The following is a 17,179-nucleotide window of genomic DNA, read 5'->3' as shown; positions in this document are numbered from 1 at the left end:
TCAGAAGATCGACTTGAACTGGTCGATGTTCGAGCTGTCGTAGGTGAAGGGGTCCGACATCGCCGCCGAATTGGTGTCGTCCAGCGTGACGGACCCCATCCGGCCCATCGCAATCTCCGCACCCGGAGCGGCTTCGGCTCCGTTTGCGATGGCATGCGCCAGCATGGTTGCGGAATACCCAAGGTCGATCGGGTTCCAGATCGCGAAACTTTTCGTGGCACCCGACTCCACGCAGCCGGCCATTTCAGAGGGCAGCCCAAGTCCGGTCACGTTGATCTCGCCAATCTTGCCGGCGTCGGTCACCGCTTGGCAGGAGGCCAGGATGCCCACTGTCGTTGGCGCGATGATCGCCTTCAGATCGGGGTAGGACGCCATCAAGCCCTGCGCTTCGCGGTAGGATTTGTCGGACAGGTCATCGCCATAGACGGTCGTGACCAGATTGACGCCCTCGTAATTCGGCAAGACACCCTTGGCCGCCTCGATCCAGGCATTCTGGTTGGTCGCCGTGGCGGTTGCCGACAGGATGGCAACGTCCCCGCCATCGGGCATGTGATCTGCAGCCAGCTTGATGATCGTGTTTCCGATCAGCTCCGTCGAGGAGGGGTTGAGGTGCATCTGGCGGCCATCTTCGGCCACACCCGAATCCCATGAGATCACGGTGATACCACGATCCATCGCCCGCTTCAGCGCCGGAACAACCGCATCCGGATCATTGGCCGAGATCGCGATGGCATCGACCCCCTGTGCGATCAGCGCGTTGATGACCTCGATCTGGCCTTCCGCCGTTGTGTCGGTCGGACCGGTATAGATGATCTCGACATTGCCAAGCTCTTTTGCGGCCTCTTCAGCGCCCTCCGCGGCCGCTTCGAAGAAGCCGATGCCAAGGGCTTTGACGACGAGCGCGATGCGCATGTCGTCCTGCGCCATGGCCGTTGATCCCATCATACCAGCCGCAAGGCTCAGCCCCGCGACGAGTGAAGTGAATGAGCGACGTTTCATTTGGATCCTCCCTGAAGGTCACGTTTGGACGTGTGGTTCTGAGGCGGTTATGAGGCTGCCTCTTCCTCTTGAGCGCCGCCCGCAGGGGCGACGATCAGGTTAACATCTGCGGCCTCGAGCACGGCCGCCGCGGTGTCGGAGATGCCGTCATCGGTGATCACCGTGCCGACACGTTCGAGCGGGCAAAGAACGAGGCTCGATCGTTGGGCGAATTTCGAGCTGTCGACCAGAACGACGAGTTCATCGGCTTGGCCAATGAGTTTCTGCTCGGCTTGAATCAGCAGCGGGTCGGCCTCCATCAGGCCGATGGGTCCCAGACCCTGCGCGCCCATGAACATCCGCTTGGCATAGAAGTTGCGCGTCACATCATTGTCGAAGGGCGACAGGATGATGTTCTGTTCGCGGTAGATCGCACCGCCCGACAGCATGAGGGTGTTTTTCGAGTGTTTCAGCAGGTGCTCGGCAATCGGAAAGGAATTCGTGAAAACCTGCAATCGCCGGCTGGCGAGCGGATGCACCATCTGGAATGTCGTGGTGCCGCCGTTGATGATGATACTGTCGCCATCCTCGCACAGGTCTACCGCTGCGCGCGCGATCGCCTGCTTTTCGTTGATCCTCAGCGTCTCGTTCACCGCGAAGGGTCGGCCGGCGAGACCCACGAATTGCGGCGGGGTGATCGCCTCGGCGCCGCCGCGCACGCGGCGCAACTTCTGCTGCATATGCAGTGTCGAGATATCGCGCCGGATCGTTGCCTCTGACACCCCGGTCAGGCTGCACAGGTCGATGACGGTCACAACCGGCCGGTCCTGAACCGCGGACAGGATGATCCTATGGCGTTCTTTTTCGTGCAAATGCGCCTCCCGTTGGGGGAACGGTGTGCAGATTCGCGATCCCTGTCAATCAATTTCAGTCAAAATCCGTCATTCTGCATCGCAGCATGACGGAACATGATTGTTCTTGATTGACATATAGACGCATCAGATTAAGCCTGTCTGCACCGCCATGTCACCACCGGGCCCGAGCGCCAGAGAGAGCAACATGTTGAAAACGGACGATAATCAGCTTCTCGAAAACCGCTGGGATCCCGAGGCTGCCAAAGGCAAATCCGATTCGGAGCTGTTGCTCTACCGCTCCAATATCTTGGGCGCAGACAAGCGCGTGACCAACTACGGTGGCGGCAACACCTCGGCGAAGGTCATGGAAACCGATCCTCTGACGGGAGAGGCAGTCGAAGTCCTCTGGGTCAAAGGCTCGGGCGGGGACATCGGGTCGATGACGCTCGACGGGTTTGCGACGCTCTACATGGACAAGCTGACCGCGCTCAAGGGGCTCTATCGGGGGGTGGAGTTCGAAGATGAGATGGTCGGCTACCTGCCTCACTGCACGTTCAAGTTGAACCCGCGGGCGGCCTCTATCGACACGCCGCTGCACGCCTACGTGCCGCGCAAACATGTGGATCACGTTCACGCTGATGCGATCATCGCAATTGCCGCGTCAAAGAACTCGCGTGACCTGACACGCGAGATCTTTGGTGACCGCATCGGATGGTTGCCGTGGAAGCGGCCCGGGTACGAACTCGGGCTTTGGTTGGAGAAATTCTGCCTCGAGACTCCGGAGGCCGAGGGTGTAGTGCTGGAAAGCCATGGGCTCTTCACCTGGGCGGAGACGGCAAAGGACTGCTACGATTGCACCATCGACGTGATCAACGTCGCAACCGACTGGCTGGGCAAACGCACCGCAGACGTCCCGGCGTTCGGCGGTGCTGTGCACGAAAGTCTCTCTCCTGCTGACCGTCGGCGCGTGGCGGCCCGCCTGATGCCCGCGATCCGAGGCTTCGTCAGCGGCAACCAGCATATGGTCGGTCATTTCAACGATACCGAGACGGTGCTTGAGTTTGTGAACGCGCGCGACATGAAGCCCTTGGCGGCGCTTGGCACCTCCTGCCCCGATCATTTCTTGCGCACGAAGATCCGGCCCCTCGTCGTGGGGTTCGATCCCGCACAGAACAACATCGAGGAGGTTCTGGACGGTCTGCCTGCACAGATCGCAGCCTACCGCGAGGATTACGCCGCTTACTACGAGCGCTGCAAACACGAGAATTCTCCGGCCATGCGCGATCCCAATGCGGTTGTTTACCTGATCCCCGGTGTCGGCATGATCACCTTCGCCAAGGACAAGGCGACGGCACGAATTTCGGGTGAATTTTATGTCAACGCAATCAATGTCATGCGCGGCGCAAGCGCGGTAAGCGACTACTGCGGCCTGCCCGAACAGGAAGCTTTCAACATCGAATACTGGCTCCTGGAAGAGGCGAAGCTGCAGCGCATGCCCAGGCCCAAATCACTGGCCGGCCGTGTCGCACTGATCACCGGCGGCGCCGGCGGGATCGGCTCGGCAACGGCGGACCGCTATCTGTCCGAAGGCGCCTGCGTGATGTTGGCCGATATCAACGCCGACGGTCTGCAGGCCACCAAAGCCGCTCTGACGCAAAAGTTCGGCCAGGATGTGGTGCGATCCGTTCTGATGGATGTGACGGATGAGGCCGCAGTGGTAAACGCGCTGGCAGAGACGGCGGTGGAGTTTGGTGGCATCGACATAATGGTCTCGAACGCTGGTATCGCGTCATCTGCGCCCGTCGAGGACACGACGCTGGAGCTGTGGAACCGGAACATGGACATCCTCTCGACCGGCTACTTCCTCGTGAGCCGCGAGGCCTTCAAGGTCATGCGCACCCAAGGCATGGGCGGGTCGGTCGTCTTCGTCGCGTCGAAAAACGGGCTTGCGGCCTCCCCCAACGCCTCGGCCTACTGCACTGCGAAAGCCTCGGAAATCCACCTTGCCCGCTGTCTGGCGCTGGAGGGCGCCGACGTTGGGATCAGGGTCAACGTGGTGAACCCGGATGCCGTGCTGCAAGGCTCCAAAATCTGGGAAGGCGAATGGCTGGAACAACGCGCGACGACTTATGGAACCGACAAGCAGGGGCTGCAGGAGATGTACCGCAACCGCTCGATGCTCAAACGCTCTGTCCTGCCGGAGGACATCGCCGAGGCGTGCTATTTCTTCGCGGCTGACACGTCATCCAAGTCGACGGGCAACATCCTGAACGTCGATGCAGGCAACGTTCAGGCCTTCACGCGATAGAGAGGGGGGGCATCGGTCATGGGATATGAAACCGCCAAGGCACAATTCGCGGAGTGGGGTGTCGATACCGAGGCTGCCATCGCGCGATTGAAGGGCATTCCGATTTCCGTCCATTGCTGGCAGGGCGACGACGTTGTCGGGTTCGAAAGCCGAACGGGCTCTTCGGGTGGCGGCATTCAGGCGACGGGAAATCATCCGGGGCGGGCGCGCAACCCGGACGAGTTGCGGGCGGATCTGGAGTTTGCCTACTCTCAGATTCCGGGCAAACACCGCCTAAACCTGCACGCCATGTACCTCGACACCGACGAAGCGCCCGACCGAGATGAAATCGAGTATCGTCATTTCGTGCCATGGGTCGACTGGGCGAAAGATCAGGGCATCGGCCTCGATTTCAACCCGACCTTTTTCGCCCACGTCAAGGCCGACGACAACCTGACGCTTTCGCATCCCGATGCGGGCATCCGCGCGTTCTGGATCGAACACGGAAAGCGGACACGCGATATCGCGGCCCAGATGGGGCGGGACCTCGGTTCCCCAGCGATCAACAACATCTGGGTGCCTGATGGCTACAAGGACCTTCCGATCGATCGGATGGCGGCGCGCGGCCGGCTGGAAGAGTCACTCGATACGATGCTGAGTGAGACGAAGCCGAACATGCGCGACGCGGTCGAATCCAAGCTCTTCGGGATCGGGGTCGAGGCCTGCACCGTGGGCAGCCACGAATTCTACCTCGGCTACGCGATCCGCAAGGGCACGCTGCTCTGCCTCGACATGGGGCACTTTCATCCCACGGAAAGCATCGCCGACAAGCTGTCCGCCGTTGCCCTGTCGCTGCCCGAGATCCTTTTGCACGTCTCCCGGCCCATGCGATGGGACAGCGACCACGTGATCCTGCTGAACGACGACATCCTCGCGATGGCGCAGGAACTCGTTAGCGCGGACTTGCTCGGCCGCACGCATATCGGGCTTGATTTCTTCGACGCCACGATCAGCCGGACCGCTGCCTGGGTGATCGGCACCCGCAACATGCAAAAGGCGCTTTTGAATGCGCTGCTGAAGCCGTGGGGCCGCCTGCGCGCGGCGGAAGACGCATTGGACTTCACCACCCGGCTGACCCTGACGGAGGAGCTGAAGGACCTTCCTTATGGCAGTGTTTGGGCCGAATTCTGTGCGCGAAGCGATGTGACATCCGGTCAGACGCTGGTTCGCGATCTCGACGCGTATCAGGCATCCGTCGCCGACCGCTGACAAGGCGGGTGCTTGCGGACTGGACCGGCGAACAACGTCGCTTGCGGTGGCTCTTCGGCTGTTTTTGGGCCGCGTCACGGTCTTCGAGCGACCTGGCCGACCGACGTTTCCCGCCTTCGGCGCACGCCCAGACGGACGACCCGCAACTCGGCAGACTCTTTGCGTTCAAAACATCATGCAGTCGGCGCCAGGCGGCAACGGCGCGGCACCGGGCGGCAGGGTGGGCGTGTAATCGAATGTCACGATCTGCGCCCCACCGTCAAATGCGATGAACAGCTGATCGGAGCCGGGCCGTATAGCGATGCCCTCCGGGTCAGTGCCATATTCCAGCAAACTCGCCTGGGCGAGCAGCTCACCCGTCGAGGTGAACTCGTAGAGGCTGTTGGACCCTTCCCAATCGTCAACGATCAGCAGGTGGCCCGTGCGCGGGTCAATCGCGATCCCCTGCGCCTCGCTCAGCGGCGGGGACAGATCCATCGTGTCAATCTGGGTTTTCAGCTCACCGGCCGGGCTGAACCAGGACAGGCGCTCGGGATCGTCCTCGACGGTGACGATGTCGCCACTCGCGGCAATCGCGATGCCTTCGGTATCCGCATACCCGCCGTCCAGATCGAAAGGCGGCTCCATGACTTCGCCGTCTTTCGTCAACCGTTGCATCTGGCCAAACCCGTCGGCCACAAGCAGGTGATCGCCTTCCAGCGAAATCGCCTTGATGCGGGACAGATCACTGCTCACACGCCTGAGCTCTTCGCCCTGCAGCGTGACCAGCACAGCCTCGGGTCCCTCGTTGGCGATCCAGAGGCCGCAGAAGGTCGGATCATAATCCAGGCTGGCGGGGCGGTTGAGGTCGTATCGGCCCGTTTCCTGCAGATCCAGGGCGGTCGCAGGCATCGCGACAACCATCGCTGCGGCACATGTGAACCTTCTGCGCATTTGACCCCCCGACAGTCCGCTCCTGTGCCTGACCTGTTTCGATTTACACGCGGGTCAATGGTCTTGGGGTCGTCGTCGCGCCTTTGGGTGAGCCCTGTGTCAGTCGACGTCTCGTAATCCGCCGGGCGACCACCGTCTTCCAAGCCCTCCGCTCAGGCGCGCAGCGGCATCATATGAGCCGCACATATGGCTGCCGGACGCGCCGCTGACACTGCGTTGGGGCATCCTTGCTTGCATTGTCTGAGCTGATGTCTGGGGGTTTCGGCTCTGTTTCACCACGCAATGCGCTTGCCATCTCTGTAGAAACCCCCGGTCGGTCCGTCATCCGGCAGTGTCGCCGCCCAAACCACGCCGCGCGCACCCTCCGGGATCGGCCGACCGCCGCCACCCATATCGGTCGCCACCCAACCCGGGCAGACCGCGTTGACGAGAATGTGGTCGCGCCGCAACTCATCGGCGAGTTTCAACGTCAACGCATTCAAGGCCGCCTTCGAGACCCCGTAGCCGGGCGTTCCGCCGCCCATGTCGCTCAGGGATCCGGATCCTGACGAGACGTTGACGATGCGGGCCGACCTGCCGCGACGCAGAAGCGGGATCGCTGCGAGGGCGGCCGCCCAGGCGCCAAAGAGGTTGGTCGCGAAGGTCTGGCGAACTCTGCCGAGATCGGCGGAGCTTGCGCGTTGGTCGGTGTCGTAGTCGACGCCCGCATTGTTCACCAGAACGTCGAGCCTGCCGAAACGCTGCTCGATCTCATCGAACGCTTTCGCCACGGAGGCATCGTCGGCCACGTCCAACTGGATCGCCTCAGCGCCATGCCCGATCTCGGCTGCGGCGGCGTCTCCTTTCGCAAGGTCGCGCGATCCGACGAGCGTGTGGAGGTCATGCTCGGACGCAAGCTGCCGCGCCACCTCCTTGCCGATGCCCCGGTTCGCACCCGTGACGAGGGCCAGTCTTCTTTGTTTGCTCATGGTGTGCTCCGTCTCATGAATGGGGGCGTGCATAGCTCCGGTCTGGTCGCGAGCATGAAGCCAGCAAAGATGATGGCCGCACCAACAAGCTCGGCCGGTTGCGGTCTGGTGCCAAGCGCGGCCCAGGCGATGAACAGCGCGACTGCCGGTGTGAAGGTCGGCAGCATCGCCGCGATCTGGGCCGGCACGCGTCGCAGCAGCGCGATCAGCGCAACGACGCTCAGGACGCCGCCCACCAACCCCTGCATGATGATCTGCGTCAGAAGCATTGAGGCCTCCGCTTCTCCAAATGACACCACGGCCCAGGGACCAAGCGCAATAGCTGCGATGACAGCGCCGAGCGACGCGACAGCAGCGGTCCCTTCCAGCGTCGGGATGCGCCAGTATCTGACCAATGCGGTGTAACTGCCCCACATGCAGCCCGCCATCACGAAGAGCGCTATGCCGATGGGCCATTGGGGCCCGAGCCCGCCCCTATGAACGCCGACAACAAGCGCGAGGCCACCGAACATCACGATGGCCCCGAAAATGCGGGGGGCGGTGATCGGTTCATTCAGCAGAATCCCGCCCCAGAGCAATCCGGTCATGAAGACCGCAACGGGCGCAAAGAGCAGCCCGTAAGACAGCGGCGCGAATTGGTATCCGGCAACCGCGATCAATCCGAAGAGGGGGCCCCCGAGGATTGCGAGCGCAATAAGGCGGATGAAGGGTAGACCAGTGCTCTCCCACCGTCGCCGCTGCCAGACCCACAGCGGCACCGCGACGAGGCCGGGTGTGAGGTAACGCAGAAAACTCAGCGCGGCCGGAGACAGCCCGGCGTCGATCCCCGCTTTCGCTGCAACATTGTAACCGGCCCAGCACAACACGGTCAAAGTGCCGAGGGCCACCCCGGAAACTGGTGATGTCGTTGTGCTGGGCATTGGATCGGTCCTCCCCGCGGTATCTGCACAAACCAAGATGTCGTTTTGATTTGATACTTTCCAATGCTATGACCTGATCGTTCTCATGCCGGAGGGTTATGTATTGGAGCTTCGCCACTTGCGCTACTTCGTGGCCGTTGCCGAGCACAGTGGGATCAGCCATGCTGCGGAGCGTCTGCACATCGCACAACCCGCCGTATCGCGTCAGATCAGAGATCTGGAGCTCGAACTTGGCTTCGACCTCTTGTCGCGAGAAGGACGCCGGGTGGTCCTGACCGATGCCGGGCGCGCTTTCGCGGAGCGTGCACGGGGCATTCTGAGAGAAACGGAGGACGCCGCGGAGGCGGCCCGCCGCATTGCCAAGGGTGAAGCTGGCACCATCCGTGTTGGTCTTTTGGAAAGCGCCTCCTGGGCGGGTCACGTGCCGCTGACACTCAGTCGCTTCAAGCGACAGCATGACGGGATACGGCTCGACATTCGGCCCATGAGTTCGGTTGAGCAGATCGATGCGCTTCTGGCCGGCGAGATCGATGCGGCCTTCGTTTATCGGCAGGACAATATTCTCGAGGACGCGCTGGCCGTGCACCCGCTGCGCATCGATGACGTGGTGCTCGCCGCTTCCGTCGATCTGGTCTTCGACCGGGAGGGGCCGCTGTCCTTCGAAGACATCGATGGTCTGCCGATCGTCACCTTTCCCAGAAGCGTCGCCCCGGCCTACCATGATAGGCTGTTCGGTGCGCTCGCCGATATCGGGTTCGCGCCGCAGATCGTGCAGGAAGCGGTTGACGAGACCACGATGCTGAGCCTTGTGTCTGCCGGCGTCGGCTGTGCCTTTGTCAATTCCGCCAACATGCAGCGCCCACCGCGCCGGGTGCAGTTCCGCGAGGTGGACGGGCTGTCGGTGCCCCTCGAGTTCCTGTTTCTTACACAAAGCACGCGGGGCAGCCTGACGCAGCTGCTGGTCGACACTGTTCTTAAATTAGATGCTGAAAAGTTATAGATTTCATGCCTAAACAGACTTTTTAATTATCCAATCTGATTGCCATGTCTATCCCATCGAAACACGCAACGACGGAGACAAGACATGACACGGACACTCAAAGTCGCCCTCGCCAGCACTGCCGTTGCCCTTGCAATGAGCGCGCCGGCACCCGCTGAGACCACAGCCGGAACGCCGGTCACGGTCGACACACTTGTTGCCCATGCCGAGATGATCCGCATCGCCGATGCCATTGATGCCGCCGTCGATGCCAAGGACTGGGCGCTTGCGCGCAGCTTCTTCACCGACGAGATCCGCATAGACTTCACCTCACTGGCAGGTGGCGCGCCGGCGACGATCCCTGCGGATGCGCTGATCGACGGCTGGTCGGCAAACCTGACCGCGGAGAAGGCCTCGTTCCACCTGCGCGGCAACCATCGCATCACCTTCGAGAGCGAGGATGCAGCCACCATGGTCAGCCATGGCTATGCCTGGAACCGCATGGATCGCGGCGCCTTGCCCGAGAACGGCGGTGACGCGCTCTGGGAAGTCTGGGGCACCTATGAGCACAGCTTCACCCGCACCGAAGACGGCTGGCGCGTGGATGCCATGAGCTTTTTCGCCACTGCGGAACGCGGCAACAGCTTCGTCCGCAACACACCCGGCAGCTGACCCAAAGCGCCTCACACAACAGAGACACTGACTGAACCCAAGGAGCCTGATATGACCGTTGACACTCCCGACATCAATCGCAACCGCCGCGCATTTCTCGCCGGCATTCCCGCCACGGCCGCAGCGTTCGCTCTGGGTGCCGCGCCCGCAGCGGCCCAGACGACGCAGACAGCGGCGACAGCCGCGCCCGGACGCAGGATGCTCGGCAATCTGGAGGTGTCCGAGCTTGGCCTCGGCGTCCAGAACATGCACCGCACGTTCCATACCATCGTGCCGGACCGCGATGACATGATCGCCCTGATCCGGGCGGCCTACGAGCAAGGTGTGACCTTCTTTGATTGCGCCGAAGTCTACGGCCCGTTCGAGTGCGAACGCATTCTGGGCGAGGCGATGGCCCCGTTCCGCGACGACATTCAAGTGACCACGAAGTTCGGCTTTGGCGTCGATCCAGAAACGGGCGTGTGGGACTTCACCGTTACCAGCCGTCCCGAGCGGATCCGGCGCGCGGTCGAAGGCTCGCTTCAGCGTCTCGGCACAGATCGGATCGACTTGCTCTATCAGCACCGCGTCGACCCCGATGTCCCGATCGAGGATGTTGCCGGGACCGTCCAGGACCTGATGGCTGAAGGGAAGGTTCTGCACTGGGGGCTGTCCGAGATGGGGCCGCGGACGCTGCGGCGCGCGCACGAACTCTTACCCGTCAGCGCGGTTCAGAGTGAATACTCAATGATGTGGCGCGCACGTGAAGCGGATATCCTTCCGCTTTGCGCAGAGCTGGGCATCGGTTTTGTGCCCTTCGCGCCCTTGGGCTACGGCTTTCTGACCGGGGCCATCGACATGGAGACGAGCTTTGCACCCAGCGATTTCCGCGCGAACACCTCGCGGATGGCGCCCGAGAACCGTGCATCGAACATGGCTCTGGTCGAACTGGCCCGGGAGTGGGCCGAGCGCAAAGGTGCCAAGCCCGGTCAGATCGCGCTCGCTTGGCTGTTGGCCCAGGGCGACAATATCGTCCCGATCCCCGGCACGACGCAGATGCCGCATCTGCGGACCAACATCGCTGCCGCCGAGGTCACATTCACTTCTGATGAGTTGGCCGAACTGACGACAGCTTTGGATGCCATCGAGGTGCAAGGCGGCCGCGCTCCGGCGCTTGTGGCTGAATGGTCAGATGTCGAGGCGCCGGACGTCTGATCGTCCGCCACTGCAAAATGAACAGACCGCGCGCCAGGAGACTTGAGATCGCAGAGCAGACCGACCCTCAAAACCGCTGCAACTTCATCCTTCGCCTCTGAGACTGGTTTTGGAGCCCGATCCCCGTCCTCAGTCTGGGCTTTGCGCGTTTTGCAGGCTTCGGTGCGGGGATCTTGTCCTGGGGTGGGTTCCATGGCCGCTGGAGATCACGAAGAGCGAGGACTACTGCGTGTCGTGCCATGCCATGGAAACCAGCCTGGACGAATACTGCGAGAGGATCCACGACAACAACCACTCCGACGTGCGCGCTGTCTGTTCCGATTGCCATCGGCTTAAGGAATAGAACCACAAGATGAAGGTCGAGATCATGACCGTGAAAGACGGCGACCACGAGAGTGCCGGTACCATTGCAGCGCTTGCCGCCTACGACGCGCATCGCCTGACCATGGCCACCGCCGTCTGGCGCAAGATGAATGCCTCCGACAGCCGCGAGTGCCGCAATTGCCATGCGTTCGAATACATGGATCCCAGCTTGCAAAAGACCCGCGCGGCTGGCGAGCATAAGCGCGCGCTCGATCACGGGCTGAGTTGCATTGATTGCCATCAGGGTGTCGCGCATTCGCTGCCCGCCAGGCATCTTGAGCAGTATCGGAAGATCGCCGACGACTTCATGGCAGGCCATCCGGCATCGCTCCGCGCGGGAGGGGAGCCCATCGCGCAACTGCGCGGTTTCCTCCCGATGAAGGATACTGAATGAGGCGCAAGAAAGATCTGCCCACCTCTGAAGACGTTAGGAGGGTTAACTTGGTTGAAACCATCGGTGACAACCCGCTGAGCCTGCCTTATCTCCCGGTTCTGAGCCCCTAATCTTGCGCATATGTCTCGTCGAGCGCGGGCAAGGTCACTCGGTTTTGCAATGCACCGCTGTCGTCCAACCCCAGGCGCAATACGTCTGATCCGTTGTTTTGGCTTCGTGACGTGCAGCGGCCCAACAGGTCCGACTCCGCTCGGAAAGCACGTTGTCGGACGCGCCATCGCGACAGCCACACAGCAAGCAGAAAACTGCTGCTTTCGAAGGCTGGCGGGGGATTTTGGCCGACCTCCTGACAGTCCAATAAACGGCAAATGAACGCGCAATGAATTCCGCGTTAAGAAAAATCTTCTCACCTTCTTGCGCATTGACCCGGCCCCTACGTCCGCAGCACGAGAAATAGCAGAGGAGCGCAGGCCGGCTGCTTTCGGCCAAGCTGCCACTGCGTCAGGACCAAAGGCGTTCGCTGCCACCCATATCGCGACGCAGAGTGATCCGTCACTCCCGAGGTGCGCAGTTGACGCCCGAACGAAAGGACGTGAGACCATGGAAATCTTCGAGACGACCTTGCGAGACGGCGAGCAGCAAGCGTTCCTGCACTTCACGGCCAAGCAGAAAGGCGACATGGGCAGAAAGCTCGAAACACTGGGCGTGGATATCATCGATGCGGGCTTTCCCGCAGCCTCGGACGTTGATTTGGAAGGGGTCAAACGGGTCGTCGATCAGACCGATGCGGTCAGGCTGAGCGTGCTGTCACGTCCCATCAAGAAGGATATCCGACGTGCGTTCGAGGCGCTGCGCGGCGCCGAACACCGCTCGCGAATCGCGACGTCGGCGCGCCCCTTCGATTTGCTGTCACCCTCGGCTGACCGCGACAATCGCGCTCGCAGCAAGACCATTGATCGGTCCGTTGATCTCATGAATGAGGCGCGAACCTACTTTCCGGAAGCGCAGTATTATCTGGTATGCGCGGGCAACCGCGATCCCGCGTTTCTCATGGACCTCAGCGCCGCCGCCGCGGCGGCGGGCGCCACGCAGATCGTGGTGGCCGATACGCTGAGCACAATGGAACCACAGAGGTTTGGCGATCTGGTGCGCCGGATCAGATCGGCTCTGCCACCTGAGACCACTCTGGGGGTCCACTGTCACAACCTGCTTGGTCTCAGTCTCGCAAATTCGGTCGCTGGCGTGCGGGCAGGGGCAACGCAGGTCGAAGTGACCATCGGCAATACCGGTGATGGCGGCGGCAACACCGCTCTGGAGCAGGTGTTGGCCTATGCCGCCTATTTCGAAGCGGACGATCCGCGGTTTTCCAACGGGTGCCGAACGGAAATGCTTGCAGATGTCGTCCAGGCCTTTGTCGACATGACGGGCATGCGCTTCTCTCCGAACAAGCCCTTGGTCGGGGATATCAGTTTTCTGGTTGAAACAGGCATTCACCAATCGATTCCGAAGACGGTCATGGATGACGTGTTCTCGCCCGAAACAATCGGCCGCAGCATCGAATTCGCCATCGGGCGGCACAGCGGCATCTCGGGAATTCTCGACCGGCTCGACAAGATGAACATGCGCCCGAGGAACGTCGATCAGCACACCTTGTACCGACATGTCATGCGCGCCGCGGAGCAGTCCGGCTCAATCCCCGACTACGAACTGGGCCGGATTGCCAAGTCATTGATGGCGGATGCCACCACGCATCGCCCCTAGGTCCGGCCACTCGGACCCCTCGCATCGGAGAGACCCTCATGACCAAGAAGCGAAGCACATCAAAGATGTCTGAAACTCAGAAGCTCATGAGCGATCTGCGGCGCTTTGTTCGCTCGGAAGGCGCGCGCTATCTGAAAGATCCCAACATCACCTCCATCGGCATTGGGCACAAGAATGGGGATGGTGCTCTGAGCATTGTCTTTACCGTGCGGGAAAAGGTCGAGGCCTCCGCGCTGGAAAGCCTCGGCTCGCAGCTGATCCCGGAACGCATCGACACGAACGGTCTGTCTGTGCCGACGGATGTCATTCAGCGAGGATACAGCCCGTCCTACCGGATTGTCGAACATGAGCAGGCCTCTGTGCTGAAAACGCGGTTGGACCCACTGGTGCCGGGTGCGAGTGTCAGCCACCCGGATGGCACAGCGGGCACCCTTGGCGCGATCGTCTTCGACGATGAGACCGGCGCAGCCTGCATCCTGTCGAATTGGCACGTCCTGCATGGAGAGACGGGGCAGATCGGCGACAAGGTCGTCCAGCCAGGCCCGTTCGACGACAATAACATAGCGGCCAACACCTGCGGCACGCTGTTGCGCAGCCACCTCGGCATCGCCGGAGACTGTGCCCTCGCACGGATCGAAGACCGCGACTTTGAACGCGCAATCCACGGTCTCGACACGGCTCCGGCGCAGATGGCCGAGGTGGAGCTGGGCGATACGGTCGTGAAGACCGGACGCACGACCGCGACCACCTATGGCGTCGTCCGACGCACGGATGTCATTGTTCAGATCGACTTTGGAGAGACGGCAGGCAGTCAGAACATCGGGTGCTTCGAGATCGGGCCGAACCCGGACCGTCCGGCGGTGGACGGAGAGATCAGCATGGGTGGCGACTCGGGCTCCGTCTGGATCATCTCGGATGGCGAAAGCGCAACCGACGTCTTTGCTGGTCTGCATTTCGCGGGCGAGAGCGGCAACAGCGCAGATGAACATGCGCTGGCCTGCTACCCCCGCTCAATCCAGAGCAAGCTTCGATTCAAACTGACCCCGCCGAACGCCACCACCGCGCAAGGCAGCGCCACGACGCAGGAGACCCGGCGTGGCTATGACGCTGAATTCCTCGGCCGGCCGGCACCGATGCCGGAGCTCTCTCTGGCGCTCAAGCGTGATGCGGTGAATTTCGGCAGGGCGCAGACGATCCCCTACACGCATTTTTCAGTCTGCCTGAGCGCGGAGCGGCGCTTGGCGCGCTTCGTTGCCTGGAACACGGATGCGGCGCGGAAGGTGCAGCTTGGTCGCCACGACTTTCGGCTGGACGATCGAATTGCAGAGAAGCATCAACTGGATGACACGCTTTATGCCGATAACAAGCTCGACCGCGGACATATCGCGCGCCGCGCCGATCTGGCCTGGGGCGCGGTCGACGAGGCCCGGCGGGCCAACCGGGAGTCGTTCTTCTTCACCAACATCGCCCCGCAGCATGAAAGCTACAACCAGTCCAAACGGGGTGGTATTTGGGGTCGGTTGGAAGACCTGATCTTGGAAGAGGCCGGCGCCAAGGGCATCCGTATCTCCTGTATCGCCGGCCCGATTTTTGCCGATGACGACCCCAGCTATCGCAATACGCTGATCCCGCGCAGCTTCTGGAAGCTGATTGCCTACCGTGGCGCGGATGACGCGCTCCGGGCTGCCTGTTTCGTTCTGTCGCAGCGCGACCTGCTGCACGATATCGAGGGGATCGATCTTGACCCGTTCCAGCTGTTTCAGGTCTCGGTCCCGGACCTCGCAACCCGGACCGGTATGGGATTCGACGCTTATGGCCCTGCCGACGTCACGCAAAACTCAAAACTGCTGAGCGACACATCTGCCGAGCGCCTCGCAAGCATGAACATCAAATCCAGGCCGCGCGAGATCACGCATCATCGCGAGATTGCCTTCTAGGTCGCGCTTTGGTGTCTTGACGTGGAGAGCATCTACCACCTGCAACCATGCACGTGAGATGTCGGGGCAATCGCGATCACTTGGAAACAGGTGCCGAGGCTATCCTGCCGGTCCGGATGGATCTCGGGCGGTGATTAGATTGGCCAAAGGTCGCGCGTTCTCTTCTGAAAATCTGTTCAGATACGAGGTCTTGGCGCCCATTGCTTCAAGCTGTTGGCCCACTGCGCCATTCGCGCGGTTTGCGAGAGATGAACAGCAGCATCGGCACCGGACAACCGCGCGCGCGTTCATCTGCCGTTCATGTTGCCTATACAGCATTTTCATCACGGTTTTATGACAGCGCGCTGCTCTCTTCTCTAGTTTTACGGGAATGGTGGCCGCCAGATGCGGACGCCTCCAAAGAGAAGCGTGAAAGTCATGATGCACTACACCGCCCTAAACCATTGTAACGAAGACCTAGAGAAACATGCTCCCCGGGTTGTGCTGTACTCGCACGACACGCTCGGTTTTGGTCATCTGCGCCGAAACCTGTTGCTTGCGCGGGCCCTCAGGTCACTGCCATGCGCCCCGGACGTCTTGCTGATTGCCGGCATGCATGAGGCGGGGTCATTTGATATCCCGGACGGCGTCGACCTGATCACTCTGCCCGCTTACGCAAAGCAGAGCGACGGCAGCTATCAATCGCGGCGCCTGTCCATCGGGTTGCGGCAGCTGACGGCCATGCGCGCGCGGATGATACGGTCCGCCGTAAAAGCGTTCCGCCCCGATCTGATGATTGTCGACAACGTTCCGCGCGGCGCTCAGGAAGAGCTTGATCCGACCCTGTCGTGGCTGGCCCATAAGACGACTGCGCGCGTTGTCCTCGGGCTGCGCGACGTGATCGACACCTGCGACAAGGTGCGGCGCCAATGGCTCAAGAACCGCAGCTTCGAGGCGATCTCGTCGTTTTATTCCGACATCTGGATCTATGGGGACCCGCAGTTTTACAACCTCGTTGACGAATACGGGCTTGGCGATCTGGTCGGGGCCAAGACGCGGTTTACCGGATACCTTAAGCGCGAGGTGGCCGACGTGGCCGATCAGGCCCGCAAATCGCAACAGCGTGTCATAGGCAATGATCCGCGGCCCTATGTGCTTTGCATGGTGGGCGGTGGGCGTGATGGCCTCCCGGTGTGCCGCGCCTTCGCGCAGGCCGGATTGCCCCCGGGTCACCGCGGCATTCTGATCACCGGCACACAGCTGGACGCCGCGGGTCGCGCCGAAGTCGCAAGGCTGGCCCGCCGGAACCCGGACCTCACGGTCGTCGATTTCCTGCCCGAGCCTGTTGGCCTCATGCAAAACGGCGCGCGCGTCGTCGCGATGGGTGGCTACAACTCGGTCTGCGAGGTGTTGTCTCTGGGGCGGCCGGCCCTGATCGTGCCGCGTGTAGCACCCCGGCTTGAACAAATCCTCCGAGCCGAGCGTTTGGCGTCCGCAGGGCTGATCGACATGATCACACCCGATGCGCTGACGGCCGCTGCGCTGTCCGATTGGATGGTGCAACCCACGCCTGCACCGCGGGCGAAGAGGACGCTCGATCTGGCTGGCCTCGACCGCTTCAAGACCCTGGCCGCCGAGATCCTCGACCCCGCCCACACCCCAGGCGCCTCCCTCGCGGCCTAACAACAAGA

General features: G+C 61.8%; 13 protein-coding genes and 1 pseudogene. 9 read left to right on the top strand and 5 right to left on the bottom strand.

All coding sequences use genetic code 11. The features are described from left to right. Together rhaS and MUB52_RS18190 are read right to left on the bottom strand one after the other, a co-directional pair. A complete protein-coding gene (rhaS, locus tag MUB52_RS18195) occupies window positions 1-999 on the bottom strand; it encodes a rhamnose ABC transporter substrate-binding protein (protein ID WP_263845580.1) in 999 nt (332 codons plus the stop codon). A 47-nt stretch (window positions 1,000-1,046) separates the two neighbouring features. Continuing rightward, window positions 1,047-1,850: a DeoR/GlpR family DNA-binding transcription regulator gene (locus tag MUB52_RS18190; RefSeq protein WP_263845579.1), complete on the bottom strand. Its 804-nt coding sequence runs from the start codon at window positions 1,848-1,850 to the stop codon at window positions 1,047-1,049. A gap of 187 nt (window positions 1,851-2,037) precedes the next feature. Here MUB52_RS18190 and MUB52_RS18185 point away from each other — a divergent pair, with 187 nt between their 5' ends. Beyond that, on the top strand, window positions 2,038-4,140 hold the full coding sequence (locus MUB52_RS18185; RefSeq protein WP_263845578.1) for a bifunctional rhamnulose-1-phosphate aldolase/short-chain dehydrogenase: 2,103 nt from the start codon (window positions 2,038-2,040) through the stop codon (window positions 4,138-4,140). An 18-nt stretch (window positions 4,141-4,158) separates the two neighbouring features. Continuing rightward, a complete protein-coding gene (locus MUB52_RS18180) occupies window positions 4,159-5,388 on the top strand; it encodes an L-rhamnose isomerase (protein ID WP_263845577.1) in 1,230 nt (409 codons plus the stop codon). 165 nt (window positions 5,389-5,553) lie between these two features. Here the strand turns inward: MUB52_RS18180 and MUB52_RS18175 are convergent, their stop codons facing one another. The 3 genes from MUB52_RS18175 to MUB52_RS18165 all read right to left on the bottom strand — a co-directional run bounded on the left by MUB52_RS18175 (window position 5,554) and on the right by MUB52_RS18165 (window position 8,209). Beyond that, on the bottom strand, window positions 5,554-6,279 hold the full coding sequence (locus tag MUB52_RS18175) for an SdiA-regulated/phytase-like domain-containing protein (RefSeq protein ID WP_263845576.1): 726 nt from the start codon (window positions 6,277-6,279) through the stop codon (window positions 5,554-5,556). A 314-nt stretch (window positions 6,280-6,593) separates the two neighbouring features. Then, window positions 6,594-7,289, bottom strand: a complete 696-nt coding sequence (locus MUB52_RS18170) for an SDR family oxidoreductase (protein WP_263845575.1) — start codon at window positions 7,287-7,289, stop codon at window positions 6,594-6,596. Next, window positions 7,286-8,209, bottom strand: coding sequence for a DMT family transporter (locus MUB52_RS18165; RefSeq protein WP_263845574.1), 924 nt, complete (start codon window positions 8,207-8,209; stop codon window positions 7,286-7,288). The genes MUB52_RS18170 and MUB52_RS18165 overlap by 4 nt, the downstream gene beginning before the upstream one ends. An 85-nt stretch (window positions 8,210-8,294) precedes the next feature. On the opposite strand from MUB52_RS18165, the gene MUB52_RS18160 reads away from it, so the two are divergent. The 7 genes and pseudogenes from MUB52_RS18160 to MUB52_RS18130 all read left to right on the top strand — a co-directional run bounded on the left by MUB52_RS18160 (window position 8,295) and on the right by MUB52_RS18130 (window position 17,171). Continuing rightward, window positions 8,295-9,209, top strand: coding sequence for a LysR family transcriptional regulator (locus MUB52_RS18160; protein ID WP_263845573.1), 915 nt, complete (start codon window positions 8,295-8,297; stop codon window positions 9,207-9,209). Window positions 9,210-9,293: 84 nt separating this feature from the next. Next, window positions 9,294-9,860, top strand: coding sequence for a nuclear transport factor 2 family protein (locus tag MUB52_RS18155; protein WP_263845572.1), 567 nt, complete (start codon window positions 9,294-9,296; stop codon window positions 9,858-9,860). A 51-nt stretch (window positions 9,861-9,911) separates the two neighbouring features. After that, entirely contained in the window at window positions 9,912-11,054 is a 1,143-nt protein-coding gene (locus tag MUB52_RS18150; RefSeq protein ID WP_263845571.1) for an aldo/keto reductase, read from the top strand. Window positions 11,055-11,163: 109 nt separating this feature from the next. Next, window positions 11,164-11,811: pseudogene (locus MUB52_RS18145) on the top strand (NapC/NirT family cytochrome c). A 600-nt stretch (window positions 11,812-12,411) separates the two neighbouring features. Then, the gene (locus MUB52_RS18140) at window positions 12,412-13,572 is read left to right on the top strand and encodes a LeuA family protein (protein WP_263845570.1); all 1,161 of its coding nucleotides are present in this window, start codon (window positions 12,412-12,414) and stop codon (window positions 13,570-13,572) included. A gap of 65 nt (window positions 13,573-13,637) precedes the next feature. Continuing rightward, window positions 13,638-15,509 (top strand): DNA/RNA non-specific endonuclease, encoded by a 1,872-nt coding sequence (locus MUB52_RS18135; protein ID WP_263845569.1) that lies wholly within the window; start codon window positions 13,638-13,640, stop codon window positions 15,507-15,509. A gap of 591 nt (window positions 15,510-16,100) precedes the next feature. After that, complete coding sequence (locus MUB52_RS18130; protein WP_263845568.1) at window positions 16,101-17,171, top strand: glycosyltransferase family protein; 1,071 nt, start codon at window positions 16,101-16,103, stop codon at window positions 17,169-17,171. Window positions 17,172-17,179 lie beyond the last annotated feature (8 nt).

The organism is Roseobacter sinensis (assembly GCF_025755255.1).
In the GTDB taxonomy this organism is placed as follows: domain Bacteria; phylum Pseudomonadota; class Alphaproteobacteria; order Rhodobacterales; family Rhodobacteraceae; genus Roseobacter; species Roseobacter sinensis.
Note: the sequence above shows the minus strand (reverse complement) of the source record. Positions and strands in the feature narration are given on the sequence as shown.

Bases quoted from the DNA above. Each gene is read 5' to 3' on its own strand.
- MUB52_RS18150 (WP_263845571.1), top strand. From the start codon at position 9,912: ATGACCGTTGACACTCCCGACATCAATCGCAACCGCCGCGCATTTCTC.
- MUB52_RS18185 (WP_263845578.1), top strand. From the start codon at position 2,038: ATGTTGAAAACGGACGATAATCAGCTTCTCGAAAACCGCTGGGATCCC.
- MUB52_RS18130 (WP_263845568.1), top strand. From the start codon at position 16,101: ATGCATGAGGCGGGGTCATTTGATATCCCGGACGGCGTCGACCTGATC.
- MUB52_RS18170 (WP_263845575.1), bottom strand. From the start codon at position 7,289: ATGAGCAAACAAAGAAGACTGGCCCTCGTCACGGGTGCGAACCGGGGC.
- MUB52_RS18160 (WP_263845573.1), top strand. From the start codon at position 8,295: ATGCCGGAGGGTTATGTATTGGAGCTTCGCCACTTGCGCTACTTCGTG.
- rhaS (WP_263845580.1), bottom strand. From the start codon at position 999: ATGAAACGTCGCTCATTCACTTCACTCGTCGCGGGGCTGAGCCTTGCG.
- MUB52_RS18165 (WP_263845574.1), bottom strand. From the start codon at position 8,209: ATGCCCAGCACAACGACATCACCAGTTTCCGGGGTGGCCCTCGGCACT.
- MUB52_RS18175 (WP_263845576.1), bottom strand. From the start codon at position 6,279: ATGCCTGCGACCGCCCTGGATCTGCAGGAAACGGGCCGATACGACCTC.
- MUB52_RS18155 (WP_263845572.1), top strand. From the start codon at position 9,294: ATGACACGGACACTCAAAGTCGCCCTCGCCAGCACTGCCGTTGCCCTT.
- MUB52_RS18140 (WP_263845570.1), top strand. From the start codon at position 12,412: ATGGAAATCTTCGAGACGACCTTGCGAGACGGCGAGCAGCAAGCGTTC.
- MUB52_RS18180 (WP_263845577.1), top strand. From the start codon at position 4,159: ATGGGATATGAAACCGCCAAGGCACAATTCGCGGAGTGGGGTGTCGAT.
- MUB52_RS18135 (WP_263845569.1), top strand. From the start codon at position 13,638: ATGTCTGAAACTCAGAAGCTCATGAGCGATCTGCGGCGCTTTGTTCGC.